General features: G+C 65.9%; 16 protein-coding genes. 7 read left to right on the top strand and 9 right to left on the bottom strand.

Annotated features, from left to right (window positions below; all coding sequences use genetic code 11):
* Nucleotides 1-88: 88 nt before the first annotated feature.
* On the top strand, nt 89-919 hold the full coding sequence (locus M1E07_RS20780; protein ID WP_461188480.1) for an IclR family transcriptional regulator: 831 nt from the start codon (nt 89-91) through the stop codon (nt 917-919).
* 17 nt (nt 920-936) lie between these two features.
* Here M1E07_RS20780 and M1E07_RS20775 read toward each other — a convergent pair whose 3' ends face one another.
* From M1E07_RS20775 to M1E07_RS20745, 7 genes are all read right to left on the bottom strand, one after another.
* Nucleotides 937-2292 carry an Nramp family divalent metal transporter gene (locus M1E07_RS20775; RefSeq protein ID WP_461188479.1) on the bottom strand — a complete coding sequence of 452 codons (1356 nt, stop codon included), beginning with the start codon at nt 2290-2292 and terminating at the stop codon, nt 937-939.
* A 74-nt stretch (nt 2293-2366) separates the two neighbouring features.
* Nucleotides 2367-2954 carry a hemerythrin domain-containing protein gene (locus M1E07_RS20770; RefSeq protein WP_461188478.1) on the bottom strand — a complete coding sequence of 196 codons (588 nt, stop codon included), beginning with the start codon at nt 2952-2954 and terminating at the stop codon, nt 2367-2369.
* 139 nt (nt 2955-3093) lie between these two features.
* Nucleotides 3094-5379: a glycoside hydrolase family 78 protein gene (locus M1E07_RS20765; protein ID WP_461188477.1), complete on the bottom strand. Its 2286-nt coding sequence runs from the start codon at nt 5377-5379 to the stop codon at nt 3094-3096.
* A gap of 54 nt (nt 5380-5433) precedes the next feature.
* Nucleotides 5434-6441: an oligopeptide/dipeptide ABC transporter ATP-binding protein gene (locus tag M1E07_RS20760; protein WP_461188476.1), complete on the bottom strand. Its 1008-nt coding sequence runs from the start codon at nt 6439-6441 to the stop codon at nt 5434-5436.
* Nucleotides 6438-8516 (bottom strand): dipeptide/oligopeptide/nickel ABC transporter permease/ATP-binding protein, encoded by a 2079-nt coding sequence (locus tag M1E07_RS20755; RefSeq protein WP_461188475.1) that lies wholly within the window; start codon nt 8514-8516, stop codon nt 6438-6440. Before M1E07_RS20755 ends, M1E07_RS20760 begins: the two co-directional genes overlap by 4 nt.
* Entirely contained in the window at nt 8513-9466 is a 954-nt protein-coding gene (locus M1E07_RS20750) for an ABC transporter permease (protein WP_461188474.1), read from the bottom strand. Before M1E07_RS20750 ends, M1E07_RS20755 begins: the two co-directional genes overlap by 4 nt.
* A 66-nt stretch (nt 9467-9532) precedes the next feature.
* Nucleotides 9533-11089, bottom strand: a complete 1557-nt coding sequence (locus M1E07_RS20745) for an ABC transporter substrate-binding protein (protein ID WP_461188473.1) — start codon at nt 11087-11089, stop codon at nt 9533-9535.
* A 222-nt stretch (nt 11090-11311) separates the two neighbouring features.
* On the opposite strand from M1E07_RS20745, the gene M1E07_RS20740 reads away from it, so the two are divergent.
* The gene (locus M1E07_RS20740; protein ID WP_461188472.1) at nt 11312-12598 is read left to right on the top strand and encodes a glycoside hydrolase family 1 protein; all 1287 of its coding nucleotides are present in this window, start codon (nt 11312-11314) and stop codon (nt 12596-12598) included.
* Here M1E07_RS20740 and M1E07_RS20735 read toward each other — a convergent pair.
* Entirely contained in the window at nt 12573-12986 is a 414-nt protein-coding gene (locus M1E07_RS20735; RefSeq protein ID WP_461188471.1) for a CBU_0592 family membrane protein, read from the bottom strand. The two genes, M1E07_RS20740 and M1E07_RS20735, sit on opposite strands and share 26 nt — an antisense overlap.
* A gap of 271 nt (nt 12987-13257) precedes the next feature.
* Between M1E07_RS20735 and M1E07_RS20730 the strand changes: the two genes are divergently transcribed.
* The 5 genes from M1E07_RS20730 (at nt 13258) to M1E07_RS20710 (ending at nt 17676) form a co-directional block, all read left to right on the top strand.
* Complete coding sequence (locus tag M1E07_RS20730) at nt 13258-13683, top strand: helix-turn-helix transcriptional regulator (protein WP_461190456.1); 426 nt, start codon at nt 13258-13260, stop codon at nt 13681-13683.
* Nucleotides 13680-14099 (top strand): VOC family protein, encoded by a 420-nt coding sequence (locus tag M1E07_RS20725; RefSeq protein ID WP_461188470.1) that lies wholly within the window; start codon nt 13680-13682, stop codon nt 14097-14099. Before M1E07_RS20730 ends, M1E07_RS20725 begins: the two co-directional genes overlap by 4 nt.
* Nucleotides 14100-14193: 94 nt before the next feature.
* Entirely contained in the window at nt 14194-16596 is a 2403-nt protein-coding gene (locus M1E07_RS20720) for an ATP-binding cassette domain-containing protein (RefSeq protein ID WP_461188469.1), read from the top strand.
* A 5-nt stretch (nt 16597-16601) separates the two neighbouring features.
* Complete coding sequence (locus M1E07_RS20715; protein WP_461188468.1) at nt 16602-17174, top strand: MOSC domain-containing protein; 573 nt, start codon at nt 16602-16604, stop codon at nt 17172-17174.
* A gap of 97 nt (nt 17175-17271) precedes the next feature.
* Nucleotides 17272-17676 carry a VOC family protein gene (locus M1E07_RS20710; protein ID WP_461188467.1) on the top strand — a complete coding sequence of 135 codons (405 nt, stop codon included), beginning with the start codon at nt 17272-17274 and terminating at the stop codon, nt 17674-17676.
* A 49-nt stretch (nt 17677-17725) separates the two neighbouring features.
* On the opposite strand, the gene M1E07_RS20705 is transcribed toward M1E07_RS20710, so the two are convergent.
* A complete protein-coding gene (locus M1E07_RS20705; RefSeq protein ID WP_461190455.1) occupies nt 17726-19027 on the bottom strand; it encodes an FAD-dependent monooxygenase in 1302 nt (433 codons plus the stop codon).
* Between the last annotated feature and the right edge of the window lie 118 nt (nt 19028-19145).

Genomic DNA, 19145 nt, shown 5'->3' with positions numbered 1-19145 from the left:
TCCCCACAGCGAGCTTTCATTGGTTGGAATAGTATTGTGGGGTAGCTCACTCAGGAGCTCAACCTCCAACGGCGCTAGGAACCCTGCCATGACCACTCCACCGGTAACGGATACCCCTCCCGTGCGCGGGAAGCGGCCCAAGCAGGGCGAACCTGTGATCGACCGGGCACTGAGCCTGCTCGCAGTCTTTTCCGACCGCCGCCGCGCCCTGACCCTTTCAGAACTGGCACGCCACGCCGACATGCCGGCCCCCACGGCGCTCCGCCTGATCGCCCGGCTGGTTGCATGGGGTGCACTGGAACGGCTCGACGACGGCCGGTACGTTGTGGGGGTCCGGCTGTGGGAGGTGGCATCCCTGTCACCGCGCGGACACGGCGTGCGCGAGATTGCCCTGCCCTACCTGGAGGACCTCTTCGAGGTGACCCGGCACCACGTCCTGCTGGCCGTCCGCGACAACGATGAGGCGGTGCTGATTGAGCGGCTGTCCTCGAAGGACGCTACCGAGGTGGCCTACCGGGTGGGCGGGCGCGCCCCGCTGCGGAGCACCGCCGTCGGGCTGGTCCTCCTGGCAGGGGCGGACCAGCAGTTCCAGGAGGCGACGATGCGGAGGCCGCCGGAAACCGAACCTGGAGTGGTGAACATGCCGGAGGGGCAACTGCGCCGTACCCTCTCGGATGTCCGGCGCACCGGAATCGCGATGATCCGCCGCACCTACCCGTCAAATACCGTGTCAGTGGCCTCACCAATTTTTGATGCCCAGGGCGCCGTGGTGGCCGCGCTGTCCATCGTGGTCCCTGACGGCTCTACACCGCCAAACGTGTTGGCCCCGGCGGTTCGGGCCACTGCCCGTGCCGTCTCCAGGAACCTGGGCCACCACGCCGAGGTCAGCCCTGATGTGCGGACGCACTCTGAGGGCTAAGGCGCCGAACGGGTGCCCTAGCCACCGAAGAGCGGTGAAAGGGAAGTCCAGAACTGCCGGATGCCCAGGACAACAAACAAAAGGGCGCAAACCCCCAGCGCAATGTTGGAGTGCAGTTTGTTGGCCCAGGCTTTGGGAATCCGCCTGCCGTTGAGCAGGCCGAGCAGCGTCAGTGCCAGGAACGGCATAAACAGCGAACCCAAAGCGCCGTAAAGCAGGATCAGGCCGATGGGCTGGCCGAGGGCGAAGAGGACCATGGGCGGAAAGGTGAGCCACAGAATGTAGAACTTGAAGTATTTCCCGCCTACCCGGGTATCGGGGTGTCCGGATTCCTTGCCGCGCATGTTGCCCCAGAAGTCAGCGAACATCAGCGAAACACCGTTCCAGACGCCGATGATGGAGGAGAAGGAAGCGGCCCAGAAACCGACGAGGAAGCCGGTTCCCACTACGTCGCCGTACTCCGCCTTCAGGACGTCGTAGAGATCCAGCAGACCTTCATCGCTCGCACTGAGGGAAACACCTGCGGAGCGGACAACCTCGGCACCGACGATGAGCATGGCGATCACGAAGATCCCGGTCATCACGTAAGCCATGGAGTTGTCGATCCGCATGACCTTCATCCACTTCGGTGTGTACCAGCCCTTTTCGCGGAGCCAGTACCCGTACGCGGCGAGCGTGATGGTTCCGCCCACGCCCCCGGCCAGGGCGAGCGTGTAGAAGATGCCGTCGCCGGCTGAAGGGATCATCGGGACCAGGCCGGCCAGCATTTCCGGGATGTTTGGCGCGGCAATGACGGCCAGGCCCACCACGGTCACGAACATCATGCCCACCAGCACGGCAGTGATCTTCTCGAAGGTGGCATATTTGCCCCACCACACCATCGCGAAACCGGCCAGGCCCATCAGGATGGCCCATGCCCACAGCGGCAGGATGGGGAACACGGCCGCGAGCGGCAAGGCCGCCGAAGACATGGCAGTGGCTCCGTAAACAAAGCCCCAGATCATGATGTAGGGCCCAAAGTACCAAGTGGTCCACTTGCCGAGGGAACGCCATCCCTCGAAGATCGTCTTTCCGGTTGCCAGCGTGTAGCGTCCGGCCCCTTCGACGAGGATGATCTTCAGGACCACGCCAACGATGACAGCCCAGAACAGGCCGTACCCGTAGCGGGAACCGGCCACGAGTGTGGCAACCATGTCGGCGGCACCAACACCGGTGGCTGCGACAACGAGGCCGGGCCCGACGATGCGCCATTTGGCGGGGCGGCCGCCGTCGTCATCAATGCGGTCAGCGTGGCTGACTTCGGACGGACGCTGCTGCCCGTCCGTTGCCGGCCTGTTCGCTCGGCCGGTGCTGTCCATGGCGCCCTCGCTCATGGCTCCTCCTCGATGTCGGCTGGCCTCCTGAAAACAGAGGACTTCAGCCAACCTACGCGAGATCGGGCAGCGTGTCAGTCGTCCTTCGAGCCTGTATGCCGTTTGGTGAGTTTGTCCAGGAGCCTGTCCACCATGCCTACACCTGGTCCCACCGTCTTATGGAACAGCTCGGAGTGCGGTGCGCTCGGGTGCGGCCGTGTCGGTGCCAGCTTCTTCGCTTTCTCCACCTTTCCGCCGATGTCGACGAGTTTCTCGCGGGGGATGTGAAGGCGGAGTTTGGGAAACTGTTCGGTTTCCTCGTCATTGGCGTGGTGGCTCAGCTGGTCTTCGAGCTCCTGGACCAGTTCCAGAAAGGTTTGGTCGGAAGGCTCCACCTTCTCCAGCCGCTTCATGAGCTTGACGATCTCGTCGTGTTCCTTTTTGTCATGTTCCACTTCGTCCTTGCCGTTGGGCACGTGGTCCTCAATGGCGGGGTACACGTACATTTCCTCGGCGACGGCATGGCGCATGACCTCCGCGATCAGAGTGTCCGCCAGGTCCCTGCGCTGACTTCCATCGGGCGAGCTTTTGATCTGCCCGATCAGTGCAATCATCTCCTGGTGATCGCTGGTCAGGATGTCCACGACATCCACGTTCGTTCCGGCGGAATTGGTATCACTCATGAGCTGGCCCTCCTCCTGGATCGCTTCCTGTAAGCGACGTAAGAGGGTCAAAGTACCATGCGGCAACAGCGCGATCCAGAGGCGAAAATCCGCTGTGCAAACTGAATGAAAGGGCTAACCGCCTCGTGCCCCGAAGCGCCTACACTCCCGTCGAAACGGCCAGCGCGGCGGCGGAGGAGAACCGGTGGGTGCCGCCGCTGACGCTGCGGGACTCACCGCCCGGAAGTACGACGTCGGCCTCCACTCCCTCAGGTAGCGTCGCCTGAAGGTGGAGGGCGGCGTCGTCGAGCTTCCATTCCACGCGGACCGTTCCGTGGGGCGTCTTCAGGGATGTCTTGGCCCAGTCGATGCCTTCGCCCGGTACCGGTGCAATCCGGACCTTGCTGTAACCCGGAGCGAGCGGGCTGATCCCGCCGATTCCCTTGTGCATCCAGTCGGCCACGGCACCCAGCGCGTAGTGGTTGAAGCTGGTCATCTCGCCCGGATTAATGGTGCCGTCCGGAAGCATGGAATCCCAGCGCTCCCACACGGTGGTGGCGCCCATGGTCACCGGGTAGAGCCACGACGGGCAGCCCTGTTCCAGCAGCAGGCGGTAGGCCTCCCCGCTGTGGCCGGTATCCGTGAGGGCTCCGGTGATGAACGGCGTTCCGGCAAAACCCGTGGACACGCGATAGTTGTTCTTCCGGACCAGCTCGGCAAGGCGTTCACCGGCGAAGTCGACATGCTCCGGGCTGGGAAGGATCCCGAAGGCGATGGCCAGCGCGTAGACCGTAGTGCAGTCGCTGCGGATGGTCGCGTCGGCGGCCACATAGTGCTCCACGAACGAGGCCTGGACCCCTGCCGCCAATTGCTCGAAGTACTCGGCGTCGTCCTGGTGTCCCAGCAGCCGCGCCGTTTGAGCGGTGATGGAAGCAGTGCGGAACATGCACGTGGTGGCCACGACGCCGGTGTCCGCCTTTGCGTCCCACGGCTTGTCCGGATCGGCGTCCGGGTCCAGCCAGTCGCCGAACTGGAAACCCTGGTCCCAAAGACCTGTGGGAGACAGCAGGCCTTCCACCCGCCGGGTGTGTGATGCCATGGAGTCGTACTGGTTCTTCAGCACGGTGTCATCACCGTACGCCTCCCACAGCGCCCACGGCACCCACACGGACGCTTCGCTCCACAGGGCTGACGATTCCGGCGACGGGAACTCGGCCGGCTGCGGGCAGTACTTCAGCGCGTCAGGGACGGTGATGGGCACCAAACCGTCGGCCGCTTTCTGCTCGGCGGCAAGATCCAGGAGCCAGTCCTGCAGGAAGCCCTTGACGTCGTACAGGAACGCGGCGGTTGGGGCGAAAACGGCGATGTCGCCGGTCCAGCCCAGGCGCTCGTCGCGCTGCGGGCAGTCCGTGGGCAGGTCCAGGAAGTTGCCCCGGAGGCCCCAGACGATGTTGCGGTGGAGCTGGTTGACGAGTTCGTTGGAGCACTCGAAGGTGCCGGTGCGCTCCAGCTCGGAGTGGACCACCACGGCCTCGACTGAGTCCTCGGTGAGTGTGCCCGGCCAGCCGGAAATCTCTGCGTAGCGGAAGCCGTGGAACGTCTTGGTCGGTTCGAAGAAGTCCCCGCCGCCTGACAGGATGAACGTGTCCGTAGCCTTGGCGGACCGCAGCGGCCGGACGCCCAGCTCGCCGTCCTCCAGCACTTCGGCGTGGCGCACCGTGACGGCGTGCCCTGCCTCGCCCTGGACGGTGAACCGAAGCCAGCCCACCAGGTTCTGGCCGAAGTCCACCAGCGTCCTGCCGCTGGGCGATGTGAAGATCTGCACCGGTTTGAAAACGTCCGTGCGCACCACCGGCGGGCCGACCGGCGCAGCCAGCCGATCGGCATCGAACTCAAGTTTGCGCACTCCCGTCCAGGCGACGGCGTCGAAATTCGGCTCGGCCCAGCCGGGCTGGTTCCTGCGGGCATCGATGGTCTGCCCGTCGTAGAGGTCGTTGGCGGTGGTGGCCGACGGGCCGGACTGCCAGGAGGAGTCTGTGCCTACCGACTGGACGTAACCGTCCGCGAACTCGACTTCCAGCTGCCCAAAGAAGCCCAACTGATCCCCATAGAGGTTGGACATGCCGTGCCAGGCGAGCCTGCCGCGGTACCAGCCGTTGCCCAGTTCCACGCCGATGACCGTGGACGGACCAATCAAACCGGTCACATCGTAGGTGCGGTAGCGGAGCCGCCATTCATAGGAACTCCAGCCCGGGCTCAGGACATCCTCGCCCACCTGTACGCCGTTGATGAAGGCTTCGTAAACACCGAAAGCCGTGGCGCGCAGCTTCGCCTTCACCACCTTGCCGTGGCCCTCCTCAAGGCGGAACTCCTTCCGAAGGCGCGGGGCGCCGTCGTAATCCTGCTCGGGCGAAATCATGGTTGCGCGCCAGGGCGTTGATGTCATGTTTAATTGGTCCGTTCTGGTGTTGAGGTGAGTGGATGCGCCGGGCACATGCCGTCAGGCGAAGTGGCAGGCGACGTCGGAGCCGCCCACCGTGCGAAGGGCGGGACGTTCGGCGGCGCAGAGGTCCGTCGCCAACGGGCAGCGCAGCCGGAAGGGGCAACCACCGGGACCCGGCGTCGCTGCCGCTCCGGTCCGGACGCCGAGGGACTCGCGAGCCTCCCGTCGGACGGCCTGTTCGGCCGGCCGGGGTACCGGTGAGGCGGCCACGAGCGCCTGGGTGAAGGGGTGCTTCGGGCTCTCGGTCACCGCAGCGGACGGTCCGCTTTCCATGACCTGCCCGCGGTATAGAACCACCACGCGCTCGGCCAGGAACTGGACCACAGCGATGTCGTGGGCGATGAACAGGTAGCTCAGCCCCCGCTCGTCACGAAGGTCGGCCAGGAGGTTCAGCACCTGCGCCTGGGTGGAGAGGTCCAAAGCGCTCACCGCTTCGTCGCAGACCACCAGTTGGGGATCGCAGATCAGGGCGCGTGCCACGGAGATGCGCTGGCGCTGGCCGCCGGAGAACTGGCTGGGGTAACGGTCCACAGCATCCCGCGGAAGGCCGACGCGTTCGAGCATCTCCTCGGCTTTGGTCCTCGCCTCGGCCGCGCTGACGCCACGGAGCCGCAGTGGTTCAGCCAGCGAAGAGCCCACCGTGTTCCGGGGGTTCAGGGACGAATTGGGATCCTGGAAGACGGCCCGCAGTTCCCCGCCCAGGGCCCGGCGCTGGCGCGGGCCGGCGGACGTGATGTCCTTGCCCTGGTAAGTAATGGACCCGCCGGACACTTTCTGCAGTCCCAGGATGGCCTTGCCGATGGTCGATTTACCGGAGCCGGACTCCCCCACCAGGCCCACGGTTTCGCCGGGGGCGATGCTGAAGCTGACGCCATCGACCGCTGCAGGGGCTACCGCAGCCTTGTGTCCGCGGCCGTAGCGGACCACCAGGTCCCTGACGTCCAGAATAGGTTCAACGGTTGCCGGGTACGCGGATTCGCGGCGTTCTGAAATTGCGGTGCTCATGCCATGTCCTTCTCAGCGACGGAGCTCATTTTGGGGGTCACGTGCAGCTGCCGGGAGGTGGGTATATCGGTGGCCACCCAGTCCAGGCCTTCAACGGCGAGTTCGTCGGCTTTGACGCAGCGCACCAGGCCGTCGGCCGTGCCGGAGGGCAGCAGCGGGATGGGTTCCATGCACGCCGAGCCGGCGAACTGGCAACGGGCGGCGAAGCGGCACGACACGGGCCAGTCCTTCGGCTGGGGGACCTGGCCGCTGATCGTTGCCAGCCGCTCCGGCATGTCTGCGGCGTGGTTGGCGTGCGGGTCCGCTGCCAGCAGGGCCAGGGTGTAGGGGTGGCGCGGGTTGTCCAGAATCTCCGCGGTCCTGCCGCTTTCCACCACTTGTCCCGCATACATAACGGCCACCTGGTCGCAGATGTCCGCCACGACGCCGAGGTCGTGGGTCACCATGACCACCGACATGCCGGTGTCCTTGACCAAGGCACGCAGCAGGGACAGGATCTCGGCCTGCACGGTGACGTCCAGCGCGGTGGTGGGCTCATCGGCCACCAGCAGTTTCGGCCTGCCGGACAATGCGAGGGCGATGGCCACGCGTTGGGCCATGCCGCCGCTGATCTGGTGCGGGTAGGTCTTCAGGATCCGGTGGGCATCGACGATGCCCACCTTCTCGAGCAGGCCCAGGGCTTCTGTGCGGGCTTCGGCCTTGCCCAGGTTGCGGAGGCGGCGGATGGTGGCGGTGAGCTGGTAGCCCACGGTAAACATGGGGTCCAGGGCCCGCATGGGCTCCTGCGAAATCAGGGCGATGTCGCGTCCCCGGACAGCTTCCATATCTTTGTCAGTGGCAGCAGCGAGGTTCTTGCCGTTCCACAGGATCTGTCCGCCCACCGAGGAGACGCCGGACGGGAGCAGGCCCAGGAGGGACAGGGCGGTCATGGTCTTGCCGCAGCCGGACTCGCCCACCAGTCCCAGGACGGTGCCCTGTTCGACGTCGAAGGAGACGTCCGTGACCAGGCGGACGCCGTTATCGACGCCGACGGAGAGGTTCCGGACGCTGAGCTGCCCGGTGGCTGGATCCTCTTCGGAACGGCCCGGTGAAGCCGCGACGGCCGCCACGGCCTTGGCCCGCTGGCGGCGCGCCGCTGCGGAGGGCAGGTGGGAGGCGGTTGTGTTCGGTGCCTTGCCCAGCGCGTTGCCGATCGCGTTGGCAGCGAGGACGGTCAGCGCCAGCACGATGCCGGTGGGCACCATCATCCACGGGGCGTCATAGACGTGCTGGGAGGCACCCTGGATCATGCCGCCCCAGCTGGGTTCCGGGATGGGCGGGCCGAAGCCGATGAAGGCCAGGCCGGCCTGGATGAGCATGCCGACGGCGAAGATCAGCGCCGACTGCACCACGATGGTGTTGGTCAGCCCGGGCAGCACGTGCCGGACGCTGATACCGAGGGGGCTGATGCCGTCCACCTTGGCGGCATCCACGTACAGCTGGGACTGCAGCGATTTCGCCTGGCCCAAAATCACGCGGTAGATGCCGGCAGATATCAGCACGCCCAGGATTGCCATGATCAGCGGGATGTTGGTCCCCACGGCGCCGATGACAGCCAGGATGATCACGGTCCCGGGCAGGGACATCATGATTTCGGTAACGCGGCTGATGATGCCTTCGGCCCGCTCGCCGGCGCCTGCCGCTGCCATGGCCAGGATGGTGCCAATCCCGACGCCGACAATCACCGTGATCAGGGACGTTCCCAGCGTGCCGGCCGCCGCCGCGAAGATGCGGCTGAGGATGTCACGGCCCAATTCGTCGGTGCCCAGCCAGTGCGCCGCTGTCGGGCCGGACAGGACGGCAGTAAAGTCCTGGTCCTCGGTCCTGAAAGGCAGCCACACGGGAGCGGTCAGTGAGGCGATGACAAGGGCGACCAGCCAGACGAGGCCGGCCACGGCGCCCGGCGAGCCGAACAGCCTGTGCTTGGAAAACCTGGTGATGGCTGCCTTGCCGGCGCTGCGGGCAGGCGTGGCCATCGTCGTCGCGGTTTCTTCTGCGGTTCCCTGGGTGGGGGCAGGTGCAATAGAGGGGATCATGAGGCACGCAACTTCGGATCGAGGAACTTGGTGGCGAGTTCCAGCACCAGGTTGACGGCGACCACCACCACGGTGGCGATCACCACCACGCCCTGCACGGCGGGGGCGTCGTGGGTGCTGACGGAGGTCTGGACTGCCTGGCCCAGGCCGGGCATGGCGAACAGTTGTTCCGCGATGACCGAGCCGCCGAACAGGCCGATGAACTGCAGGGCGATGCCGGCCACGATGGGCAGGCTGGCATAGCGCAGCGCATGGACGTAGAGGATTTTCCAGGTGGGGGTTGCCGTGGCGCGCAGGGTCCGGATGTGTTCCTGCTGCAGCGCCTCGAGCATGGAGGCCCTCGTCTGGCGGGCAATGAAGGCGGCGCCACCCACGGCCAGGGTGATCACCGGCAGCGCCAGGGACAGTGCCCAGTCCTGCGGTGACACCTCAAACGGCACGTAGCCGGTGGCCGGGAAGACGGAGGATTGGACGGCGAACAGGTACACGAAGATGATGCCGATCCAGAAGGCCGGCAGTGCCACCAGCAGGCCAACGAATCCGCCGATGACCTGGTCCAGCAGGCCGCCGCGGACGGCTGCCGTCACGCCGAGGGCGATGCCAAGGACCGCGCTGAGCACGGTTGCTCCCGCTGCCAACGAGGCAGTAACCGGAAGACGGCTGGCAAGGTCGGCGCTGACGGAGCGGCCGTCGATCAGGGAAACGCCCAGGTTGCCCTGGACAGCATCGCCGAACCAGCGGAAGAACTGGGCGAACAGCGGGTCGTTCCAGCCGAGGCGTTGGTTGACCTCATCGATGGCTTCCTGGGAGGCGCCGGCGCCCAGCGATACCGCTCCCGGGCTGCCGGGCATTGCGTGCACCAGCAGGAATGCCAGCACCGCGACCACCAGCACGGTGGCCAGCGCCATCAGCAGGCGCTTGGTGATGAATAGTGCCATGGTGACCTCCATCGGTCAGGCCCTTGCCGGGCGGGCTCTCCTGTTGGGGAGGAGTGCCCGCCCGGGTGGGTGCGGGTATTAGCTGGCCGGCTTGTAGGACGAAAGGAGCGGGTAGGCGTTGGTTCCGGCGAACTCCACCGGGGCCACCTTCTTGGTGTTGTAGCCCTGGTTGGTGAGGGCTTCGTACAGCGGGATCATCCAGCCGGATTCCACCAGGCGGGTGTTCAGTTTGGTGGCGGCGGCCTTGACGGCGGCGTCGTCCTTGGCGGCAGCCAGCTCGCCGGTTGCTGCGCTGAGCTGCTCGTCGGTGGCCTTCTGGACGTTGGTGAAGCCACTGAGGACCGCTCCGTACATCACGCCAACGGGGTTGTCCCAGTTCAGGGGCGCGTAGCCCAGGGGCGTGGTGGCCACGGCGGCGAAGGCTTCGTCCGTGGAGGCGGCCATCTTGACGTTCATGGTGATTCCGACCGCGGCCAGGTCCTTCTGGATGGCCTGCAGGTCCGTCTGTGTCTGGGCTCCGGCGATGATGGTGAACTCAAAACCGTTCGGGTAGCCGGCCTCGGCAAGAAGGCTCTTGGCCTTGTCGGGGTTGTAGGCGAACGTGGTTTCAATGTCCTTGGTGAAACCTGCGGAGTCCTTGGGCAGGGCGTTCCAGGCAGGGATGTCACCCTTGTGCAGTGCGTCCACCAGGGCCTGGCGGTTGATGGCGTACTGGATGGCCTGCCGGACCTTCTCCTCGGCGAATGCGGGGGCGGTCTTGCCGATCTTGTCGAAGGAGATCATGGTGTTGACGGTGCCGCCGATCTGGGACACCCCCACACCCTTGGTTTTCACGAAGTCAACGGTGGAGGAGGTCAGCATGGCCACATCCGCCTGGCCGGACACCAGGGCGTTGGCCCGGGCCTGCGGGTCAAGGACAACGCTGAAAATGACTTTGTTGAACGCGTACTTCGAAGCTTCCGGACTCTTCTCGTTCTTCACCAGCACGTACTTGTTGCCCTTCACCGTGGACGGATCCAGGGTGTAGGGGCCGGAACCGTCGGGGGTGGCGGCAAGGCTGGCGGTGTCCGTGACGCCGCTCTTACCCACGATCATGCCGGTGGTGGACGCCAGGTTCTTCTCGAAGCCCGGCTGGGGCTTGGCGAAGGTCAAGGCCACCTGGGTGGGGCTCACTACGTCAACGGAGGCGATTTCCTGTGCGCCGCCCTTGGCCACGGCTGAGTAGGCGCTCAGGGCGGGATCCGACCGGCGGTCCAGGTTTGCCTTGACCAGCTCGGCGTCGAGCTTGGACCCGTCCGTGAAGGTCACGTCGTCCTTGAGCGTCAGCGTCAGGACCGTATTGTCGGCGTTGTAGCTGAACTCCTTGGCCAAGCCCGGACCTGCCGAGCCGTCGGGCTGAAGCGTCATCAGGCTCTCGTAGAGGCCCTCGAAGAACTGGCGCTGTGCAGCTGAGACGCGCAGCGGATCAAAGCCGAACGATGCCGAGTCGCTGTCGATGGCGAGGGTCAAGGTGGTGGTGTCCACTTTGGCAGTCGCCTGGCTGGAGCCGCCGCCGCAGGCGGTCAACGATCCCAGCAGGAGCGCTCCGGCCAGAACGGCGGAGCCCGCACGGGCGGTGGAGTTCAGAAGTTTCATGTAGTGCGCCTTTGCATTCTGATGGACAACGGAGGAGAAGTGTTGTGGGGCTGGCTGCTGGCCGGCTCCCTCCAAGCATCAGTCGACGGTTATGGGCGCTCACATAAAAATGTCATTCATTGGAAAAGTATTGTGGCCCCGGTCACTTGTCGGACAAGGATTGAAAGCCAGGGCAGAGAGGCCCCGTGCGCTGTTTTCTGGCGCTGAACCGAAAGGAACTACATGAGCACCGCATCAGCATTCCCGCAGGACTTCCTCTGGGGCGTTGCCAGCGCCGGGCACCAGGTGGAGGGCAACAACCTCAACAGTGATACCTGGTTCCTGGAGCACCTCCCCGGCAGCATGTTCTCGGAGCCTTCGGGCGACGCCGTGGACCATTACCACCGCTACCGCGAGGACATCGCCCTGATCGCGAGCCTGGGTTTCACCAGCTACCGCTTTTCAATCGAATGGGCCCGCATCGAGCCGGAGGAAGGACTCTTCTCCGAGGCCGAACTGGACCACTACCGCCGCATGCTCGTCGCATGCCACGAGCATGGCCTCACCCCCGTGGTCACGTTCCACCACTTCACGTCCCCGCGCTGGCTCCTCGCTGTCGGCGGCTGGGAGGGGGCACGGACACCGGAACTGTTTGCCCGTTACTGCGACAGGGTAATGGCGCACTTGGGCGACCTCATCGGCGTTGCCTGCACCTTGAACGAACCCAACCTGCCGTGGCTGCTGGAGTCCTTCGGCATCGGTGGCGGGGCACCGGAATACCGCGGTTCCGTCCCAGTCTGGGCCGCAGCTGCGGAACGCCTGGGCGTGGATGCCAGCACGGTGGCGCCGTTCCAGTTCTGCTCGACGGAGGCCGCGTTCGAGGTAAAGCTCAAGGCACACCGGGCCGCCACCGCGGCCATCAAGGCGCGCAGGCCGGACCTGCTGGTGGGCTGGACGCTCGCCAACTCGGACATCCAGTCGATCGATGGCGGCCGGGACATCGCTGACCGCGTGCGCCGTGACGTCAACGAACGCTTCCTCGAGGCCTCCCGCGGCGACGACTTCGTGGGAATCCAGACCTACGGCCGCACGGTCTACGGACCGGACGGCCACGCACCGGCGCCGGAAGGCGCAGCGACCAACCAGATGGGCGAGGAGTTTTATCCGCAGGCCCTCGAGGCAACCATCCGGGAAGCGCACCGCGTTGCCGGCATTCCGGTGATTGTCACCGAAAACGGTCTGGCCACGGAGGACGATCACCAGCGCGTGGACTACCTGCGTGTGGCGGTGGAGTGCGTCGCTTCCTGCCTTGCGGACGGCATCGACGTCCGCGGCTACATCGCCTGGACAGCCTTCGACAACTACGAATGGGTTTTCGGCTACGGACCCAAGTTCGGCCTCATTGCCGTGGACCGGGAGACGCAGGAGCGGACGCCGAAGGAGAGCGCACACTGGCTGGGACGGCAGGCGCAGGTGCACGCCGCGGAGGCAGACAACGCCGCGATCAGCAAGGCACCCCAGCCGGCCTGACCGCCGTCGTGCATTCCGTGGGCAGGCGGTGGCCCTCTGCCTCACCATGAATAGAACCGGTGAAGACCTCAATGACAGCAAGCTGGCCGGTGGTGTCCGGGACGCCGGGGAATTGCACCTGCGGCTCCTCAGCCGGCACCACCGGCTGGGGAGCGGCGGAGCGCATTCGGAACAGCGCGATGGCGGAGATGAGGAACCAAGCGACATTTGTCACCACGGAAGGCCAGGCCCCATGGACTGTGCCGTTGATGATGAAGGCGACGGCGCCAAGGAGGTTCGCCGCCTGGAAGCCTTTGCCGGCCTTCAGCCAGCCCATGGAAACGGACAGGTAAGCACTGAGGATCACAGCCGCGCCGGCCCAGCCGGCGATTTCCCACAGCAGTTCCATGGTGTCCTTTCAGGGGTGGTGCCCGGCAGCCACAGGCCGGGCAGAAGTGTTGATGGCGGGTTATGCGGGGGTGGGTTTTGCCGGGTTCCAGGGCTGGATTAGCTGGTTGGATCAGGCTTTACCGGACAAACCGTTGACTCGAGCCCGTAGCCGGGCGAGGACCTCATTTGTTGGTCGGCGGGATAATCATACTGCGCGGGGAGCCGCCCTCTGGACAACTCCCCCGACAGGTAGCACGATCTGAGTTGTGGCCTCCATCCCCGTCTCCGATATGCGCCTGCGCGAGCTCAAGGAGCTTCGTCGCGTCAAGGACCGGATCGACCGGGAGTATGCGCAGCCGTTGGACGTCGAAGCCCTCGCCCGGGGCGTCCACATGTCCGTGGGTCACCTCAGCCGCAGGTTTAAGCTCGCGTACCAGGAATCGCCCTACAGCTATCTCATGACCCGCCGCATAGAGCGGGCCATGGCGCTGCTTCGCCGTGGTGACCTTTCCGTCACGGAGGTGTGCTTCGCCGTCGGCTGCTCCTCCCTGGGGACGTTCAGCACCCGCTTCACTGAGCTGGTGGGCATGCCGCCCAGCGTCTACAAACAGGAAGCAGCAGTGTCGACGGCGGGCATCCCCGCGTGCGTGGCCAAACAGGTGACAAGACCGGTCAGGAATCGAGAAGCGCCCGCGCCGGAGCCGCAACTAGCATGACTGCCATGGACATCACCATCAGCTCAAGTTTCCTTCCGCACACCGATCCCGACGCCTCCCTGGCGTTCTATCGTGACGCCCTGGGTTTCGAGGTCCGCAACGACGTGGGCCGCGGCACCATGCGCTGGATCACCGTGGGCCCCGCCGGGCAGCCACACGTTTCCATCGTCCTGTATCCACCCGCCGTGGATCCCGGGATCACCGATGACGAACGCCGGACCATCGCGGAGATGATGGCCAAGGGCACGTACGCCACCATCATCCTGTCCGCCCCCGATGTTGACGCCGCGTTCGCCAAAGTGGAGGCGACCGGGGCCGACGTCGTGCAGGAACCCGTCGACCAGCCCTACGGTATCCGCGACTGCGCCTTCCGCGACCCCGCAGGCAATACCGTCCGCATCAACCAACAGCATTGAGCTGGCAGGATTGTAGCCAGCGACGCCCGGGGGGAGGCTGCCAGCGCAGTCTCCCTTCGGCACGAAGAATCGCAGCCCAACAGATGGAGACCCGATGAGCACGGACACCAGTACCGACACAAACACCGATCCCCGGACCAACGGGCTGCACGCTGCCGATACCCACGACCTCATCCGCGTGCAGGGCGCGCGGGAGAACAACCTCAAAGACGTCAGCGTCGAGCTGCCCAAGCGCCGGCTGACCGTCTTCACCGGCGTGTCTGGCTCGGGCAAGAGCTCGCTGGTGTTCGCCACCATCGCCGCAGAGTCGCAGCGGATGATCAACGAGACCTACAGCGCGTTTGTGCAGGGGTTCATGCCCTCGCTGGCCCGTCCCGAGGTTGATTTCCTGGAAGGGCTGACGACGGCGATCATCGTGGACCAGGAGCGGATGGGCGCCAACCCGCGGTCCACCGTGGGCACGGCCACCGACGCCAACGCGATGCTGCGCATCCTTTTCAGCCGGCTGGGTTCCCCGTACGTCGGCCCGCCCACGGCGTACTCCTTCAATGTGCCCACCCGCAAGGCCAGCGGAGTGATGTCCACCGAGAAGGGCGGGCGGGTGGAGAAGGCCGTGGTGCAGCAGGCCGTCTACCTGGGCGGCATGTGCCCGCGGTGTGAGGGGATGGGCGCCGTCAGCGACATTGACCGCACAGCGCTGTACGACGACGGGAAGTCGCTGAGCGAGGGCGCGTTGATTGTGCCGGGCTACTCGATGGACGGGTGGTACGGGCGGCTGTTCGAGGGCATGGGGCTGCCGATGGACAAGCCGATTGCGAAGTTCACTACGAAGCAGCTGGACACAATGCTGTATGCCGAGCCCACCAAGATCAAGGTGGAGGGTGTGAACCTGACCTTCGAGGGCATCATTCCGAAGATCCAGAAGTCCATGCTGTCCAAGGACCCCGAGGCGATGCAGCCTCACGTGCGCCGCTTCGTGGAGCGGGCCGTGACGTTCCAGACCTGCCCCGAGTGTGAAGGGACCCGGCTGACCCAGCAGGCGCTGTCCTCAAAGATCAACGGCAAAAACATCGCGGAGCTGTGCCAGATGCAGATCAGCGACCTCGCCGGCTGGGTCCGCGACCTCAAGGATCCCTCGGTGGCTCCCCTGCTGAAGGGGCTCCAGCACCTGCTCGACTCGTTTTCCGACATTGGTCTGGGCTACCTCAGCCTGGACCGGCCCGCCGGTACCTTGTCCGGCGGCGAGGCCCAGCGCACCAAGATGATCCGGCACCTTGGGTCCTCCCTGACCGACGTCACCTACGTCTTTGATGAGCCCACCATCGGGCTGCATCCGCACGATATCGAGCGGATGAACCAGTTGCTGCTGCAGCTGCGGGACAAGGGCAACACTGTGCTGGTGGTGGAGCACAAGCCGGAGACCATCGCCATTGCCGACCACGTCGTCGATCTCGGCCCCGGGGCCGGCAGCGCGGGCGGAGCGGTCTGCTTCGAAGGAACTGTTGAGGGCCTGCGGAACAGCGACACGATCACCGGGCGCCACCTCGGCGACCGCGCCGCCCTTAAGAACGCGGTCCGGAAGGCTTCCGGGGCGCTGGAGGTGCGCGGGGCGTCCACGCACAACCTTCAGGGCGTCGACGTCGACATCCCGCTGGGGGTCCTCACAGTGGTGACCGGGGTGGCGGGCTCGGGCAAAAGTTCCCTGATCCACGGTTCGGTGGCCAAGCGCGAGGGCGTGGTGGTGATCGACCAGGGCGCCATCAAGGGGTCCCGGCGCAGCAACCCGGCCACCTACACCGGCCTGCTGGAGCCCATCCGCAAGGCGTTTGCGAAGGCCAACGGCGTGAAACCGGCGCTGTTCAGCTCGAACTCCGAGGGCGCCTGCCCCACGTGCAACGGTGCCGGCGTGATCTTCACCGAGCTGGGCGTGATGGCCACGGTCGAGTCGCCCTGTGACGACTGCGAGGGCCGCCGCTTTCAGGCCTCGGTGCTGGAATACACGCTTGGCGGCAAGAACATCGCCGACGTCCTGGCGATGTCCGTGACGGAGGCGGCCGCTTTCTTCGCCGAGGGTGAGGCCAAAACGCCTGCCGCGCGGACCGTCCTTGACCGGCTAGCGGACGTGGGCCTGGGCTACCTCAGCCTCGGCCAGCCTCTCACCACTCTTTCGGGCGGCGAGCGCCAGCGGCTCAAGCTGGCCACGCAGATGGCCGAGAAGGGCGACGTCTACGTCCTGGATGAACCTACTACCGGGCTGCACCTCGCCGACGTGGAGAACCTGCTGGGCCTGCTGGACCGCCTGGTCGAGTCCGGCAAGTCCGTGATCGTCATCGAGCACCACCAGGCTGTGATGGCGCACGCTGACTGGCTCATCGACCTGGGCCCGGGAGCAGGGCACGACGGCGGGCTGGTCGTTTTCGAGGGCGCCCCTGCTGAGCTGGTGGCTGGTGCCGCCACGCTCACCGGCAAGCACCTGGCCGCGTACGTTGGTGCGTAGGCGGCATGACGGAAACCTATAGGTACGACGTCGAGGTCCTGCACCTGCTCGTCTCACCTGAGCACGCTTACTTTGGCCGGGCACGGGACGGTGCTGCGGATGTGACAACTTTGGACGCCGCCTCCGCTGAGGTGGTGGCGGGCAAGGGCATTGCGGGCGACAGGTTCTTCGGGAAGGCCGCGCACATGGACGCGGCGGTGACCCTGTTCGCCGTCGAGGCTCTCGAGGCCATGGCGGAGGAACTCGGCGCCGGGCCGTTCAATCCCTTGGCCACCAGGCGGAACGTCATCCTTCGCGGGGCGCATCTGGCTCCGCTGCTGGGCCAGGACTTTGCCCTCGAATCCGGCGGTTCTTTGGTGGAGTTCCACGGCGGGCGCCCCGCGCATCCCTGCGCGTGGATGAACGAGGTGCTGGCGCCCGGAGCCCACGCCTCGATGCGGGGCAGGGGTGGCATCCGCTGCCGGGCGCTCTCCAGCGGTCTTTTGCACCGCGGCCCAGCGGTGCTGGTCAGCCCCGTTCCCCTGGATCCCGGGCAGGCCGGCGTCCCAACCCTGCTGCGGCCGGGCCGGCTGCCGTAGTTTTCCTGGCCGGTTGACAGTGTACGGAGACGCCCGGCGCGAAGTGCGCCCATATGCCATGCGGGACTACAGGGGCACAGGCGGGTACTGTGTGCGCATGGAGATGCGCCTCGAAGTTGTACAGGTACCTGTAGCGGATGTGGACAGGTCGAAGACCTTCTATACGGAAAAACTGGGATTTGTCCTTGACCACGACGTTGAACACATCCCCGGAATGAGGGTGGTCCAGCTGACGCCGCCGGGTTCGGCCGCGTCGATCGTCATAGGTACGGGAATGACCAGCATGCCGCCGGGCAGCCTTGAGGGGTTGCAGCTCGTGGTACCGGACATGGGCGCCATGCGTGCCGAACTGGTACGGCGCGGCGCCGACATCAGCGACGTCCAGGACCTGGGTGGCGTGCAGTTCGCCTATTTCGCTGACCCGGACGGCAACCGCTGGGTCCTTCAGGGCGCAACGCCGCTTGCCGTCAGGGATGCGCACCTGGACGCGCCGCACGCTTAGCCCGGAAAAGTAGCGGCATGCATCCGGCAGGCGTCCGCCCTTACCCTCGCTACTCGTCCGGGGATCCGAACCAGGTGGCCAGCGCTTCCTTGAGGCCCAACGGCGTCCCGTCCCCCACCCATGTGACATGTCCATCCGGGCGCACCAGGGCAGCCGCGGGAGCAGGAACTTCCCCGAGTACCGGCAGCTCCCAGGAACCGTCGCAGCGCCCCTCAAACAGCTTGACCCGGTCCGGCCGCGGAATGCTGTCCAAGCTGCCGGGCGTCCCGAAGTTCAGCAGGACGGGGCGCGCCTCGTGCAGCAGCGCATAGACCCGCAGCGGCCCGCCTGGTGTGACAAGGTCGGCGTCGGGCATGCGTCGCCCAAGCAGCGGGTGGCCCTCACCGAGGTCGTAATGGACGTCCAGGCCCGACTGCATCCCGGCGAACCGCTTTCGCGGCTCGTCCATGCTGAGGAGCTCGGCTACAACCTCACCCACCGCCTTGATGCGGGCATCCGGGCGGCGAAGTGCCGTTTGCGCCATGGTGTTGCGCAACACGCGGGCAGCCACAGGATGGCGCTCTGCGTGATACGTGTCCAGGAGGCTTCCCGGGGACATGCCGTTAACCACCTGCGCCAGCTTCCATCCCAGGTTAACAGCGTCCTGCACTCCGATGTTGAGGCCCTGCCCGCCGTCCGGGGCATGCACGTGCGCGGCGTCACCGGCCAGCAGGACCCGCCCCTTGCGGTAGGTGGCCGCCTGCCGGGTCATGTCCGTGAACCTGGAAATCCAGGCGGGGCTGTGAGCCCCGTAATCTGTCCCGCACACGGCAATGAGCGCTGCCGTGAGATCGCCCAGGGTGGGCTCGCTGCCGGTTCCCACGTGCTCTTCGGTCACCATGACCCCCACCGGGCCACTGTCCGCGTAAACCACCTGGCCGTCCCGGATGTCGTACTCCCGCCGGCCAAAGGAGTGGATGCCAAACTCGTTCTGGTGGATGCCGAACTTGGGCTTCCCGGTCATCTCCACCTCGGCGATCAGCGCGCTGGTGGTCGGGTCCCACCCCGGGAAATCGATGCCGGCCGCCTTGCGGACCAGGCTGCGGCCGCCGTCGCATCCGGCAACATATTCCGCCCGCAACGTCCCGCCGCCGGAGTGCAGGACGTCGACGCCGTCGCGGTCCTGCACGAGCCCCGTCACTTCGCGTCCGCGGTAGAAGGTTACGCCCAGCTCCTCCACCCAACCCGCCAGGATGCGTTCAATGTGGTTTTGCCATAGCCCCAGCCCGTAGGGATGGCGGGTGGGAAAATCGCTGAGGTCCAGGCGGGTGGATCCGAACCCCGCCACTTGGGCCACCTGCCCCTCCGGCAGGGACCGCCGCCCACAATCAGTACCTGATGCTCAGCCATCGCAAATGCTCCCTTTCCTGGGGTTAGGGGACTTTGCGATTATGCGGCCGGTCCGGGGCCTTGCCGCAAGCCCCACCCCG

This window comes from Arthrobacter sp. Z4-13, assembly GCF_054792705.1.
Note: the sequence above shows the minus strand (reverse complement) of the source record. Positions and strands in the feature narration are given on the sequence as shown.

Excerpts from the sequence above, each read along its gene's own strand:
- M1E07_RS20780 (WP_461188480.1), top strand. The coding sequence starts at position 89 with ATGACCACTCCACCGGTAACGGATACCCCTCCCGTGCGCGGGAAGCGG.
- M1E07_RS20775 (WP_461188479.1), bottom strand. The coding sequence starts at position 2,292 with ATGAGCGAGGGCGCCATGGACAGCACCGGCCGAGCGAACAGGCCGGCA.
- M1E07_RS20770 (WP_461188478.1), bottom strand. The coding sequence starts at position 2,954 with ATGAGTGATACCAATTCCGCCGGAACGAACGTGGATGTCGTGGACATC.
- M1E07_RS20765 (WP_461188477.1), bottom strand. The coding sequence starts at position 5,379 with ATGACATCAACGCCCTGGCGCGCAACCATGATTTCGCCCGAGCAGGAT.
- M1E07_RS20760 (WP_461188476.1), bottom strand. The coding sequence starts at position 6,441 with ATGAGCACCGCAATTTCAGAACGCCGCGAATCCGCGTACCCGGCAACC.
- M1E07_RS20755 (WP_461188475.1), bottom strand. The coding sequence starts at position 8,516 with ATGATCCCCTCTATTGCACCTGCCCCCACCCAGGGAACCGCAGAAGAA.
- M1E07_RS20750 (WP_461188474.1), bottom strand. The coding sequence starts at position 9,466 with ATGGAGGTCACCATGGCACTATTCATCACCAAGCGCCTGCTGATGGCG.
- M1E07_RS20745 (WP_461188473.1), bottom strand. The coding sequence starts at position 11,089 with ATGAAACTTCTGAACTCCACCGCCCGTGCGGGCTCCGCCGTTCTGGCC.
- M1E07_RS20740 (WP_461188472.1), top strand. The coding sequence starts at position 11,312 with ATGAGCACCGCATCAGCATTCCCGCAGGACTTCCTCTGGGGCGTTGCC.
- M1E07_RS20735 (WP_461188471.1), bottom strand. The coding sequence starts at position 12,986 with ATGGAACTGCTGTGGGAAATCGCCGGCTGGGCCGGCGCGGCTGTGATC.
- M1E07_RS20730 (WP_461190456.1), top strand. The coding sequence starts at position 13,258 with ATGCGCCTGCGCGAGCTCAAGGAGCTTCGTCGCGTCAAGGACCGGATC.
- M1E07_RS20725 (WP_461188470.1), top strand. The coding sequence starts at position 13,680 with ATGACTGCCATGGACATCACCATCAGCTCAAGTTTCCTTCCGCACACC.
- M1E07_RS20720 (WP_461188469.1), top strand. The coding sequence starts at position 14,194 with ATGAGCACGGACACCAGTACCGACACAAACACCGATCCCCGGACCAAC.
- M1E07_RS20715 (WP_461188468.1), top strand. The coding sequence starts at position 16,602 with ATGACGGAAACCTATAGGTACGACGTCGAGGTCCTGCACCTGCTCGTC.
- M1E07_RS20710 (WP_461188467.1), top strand. The coding sequence starts at position 17,272 with ATGGAGATGCGCCTCGAAGTTGTACAGGTACCTGTAGCGGATGTGGAC.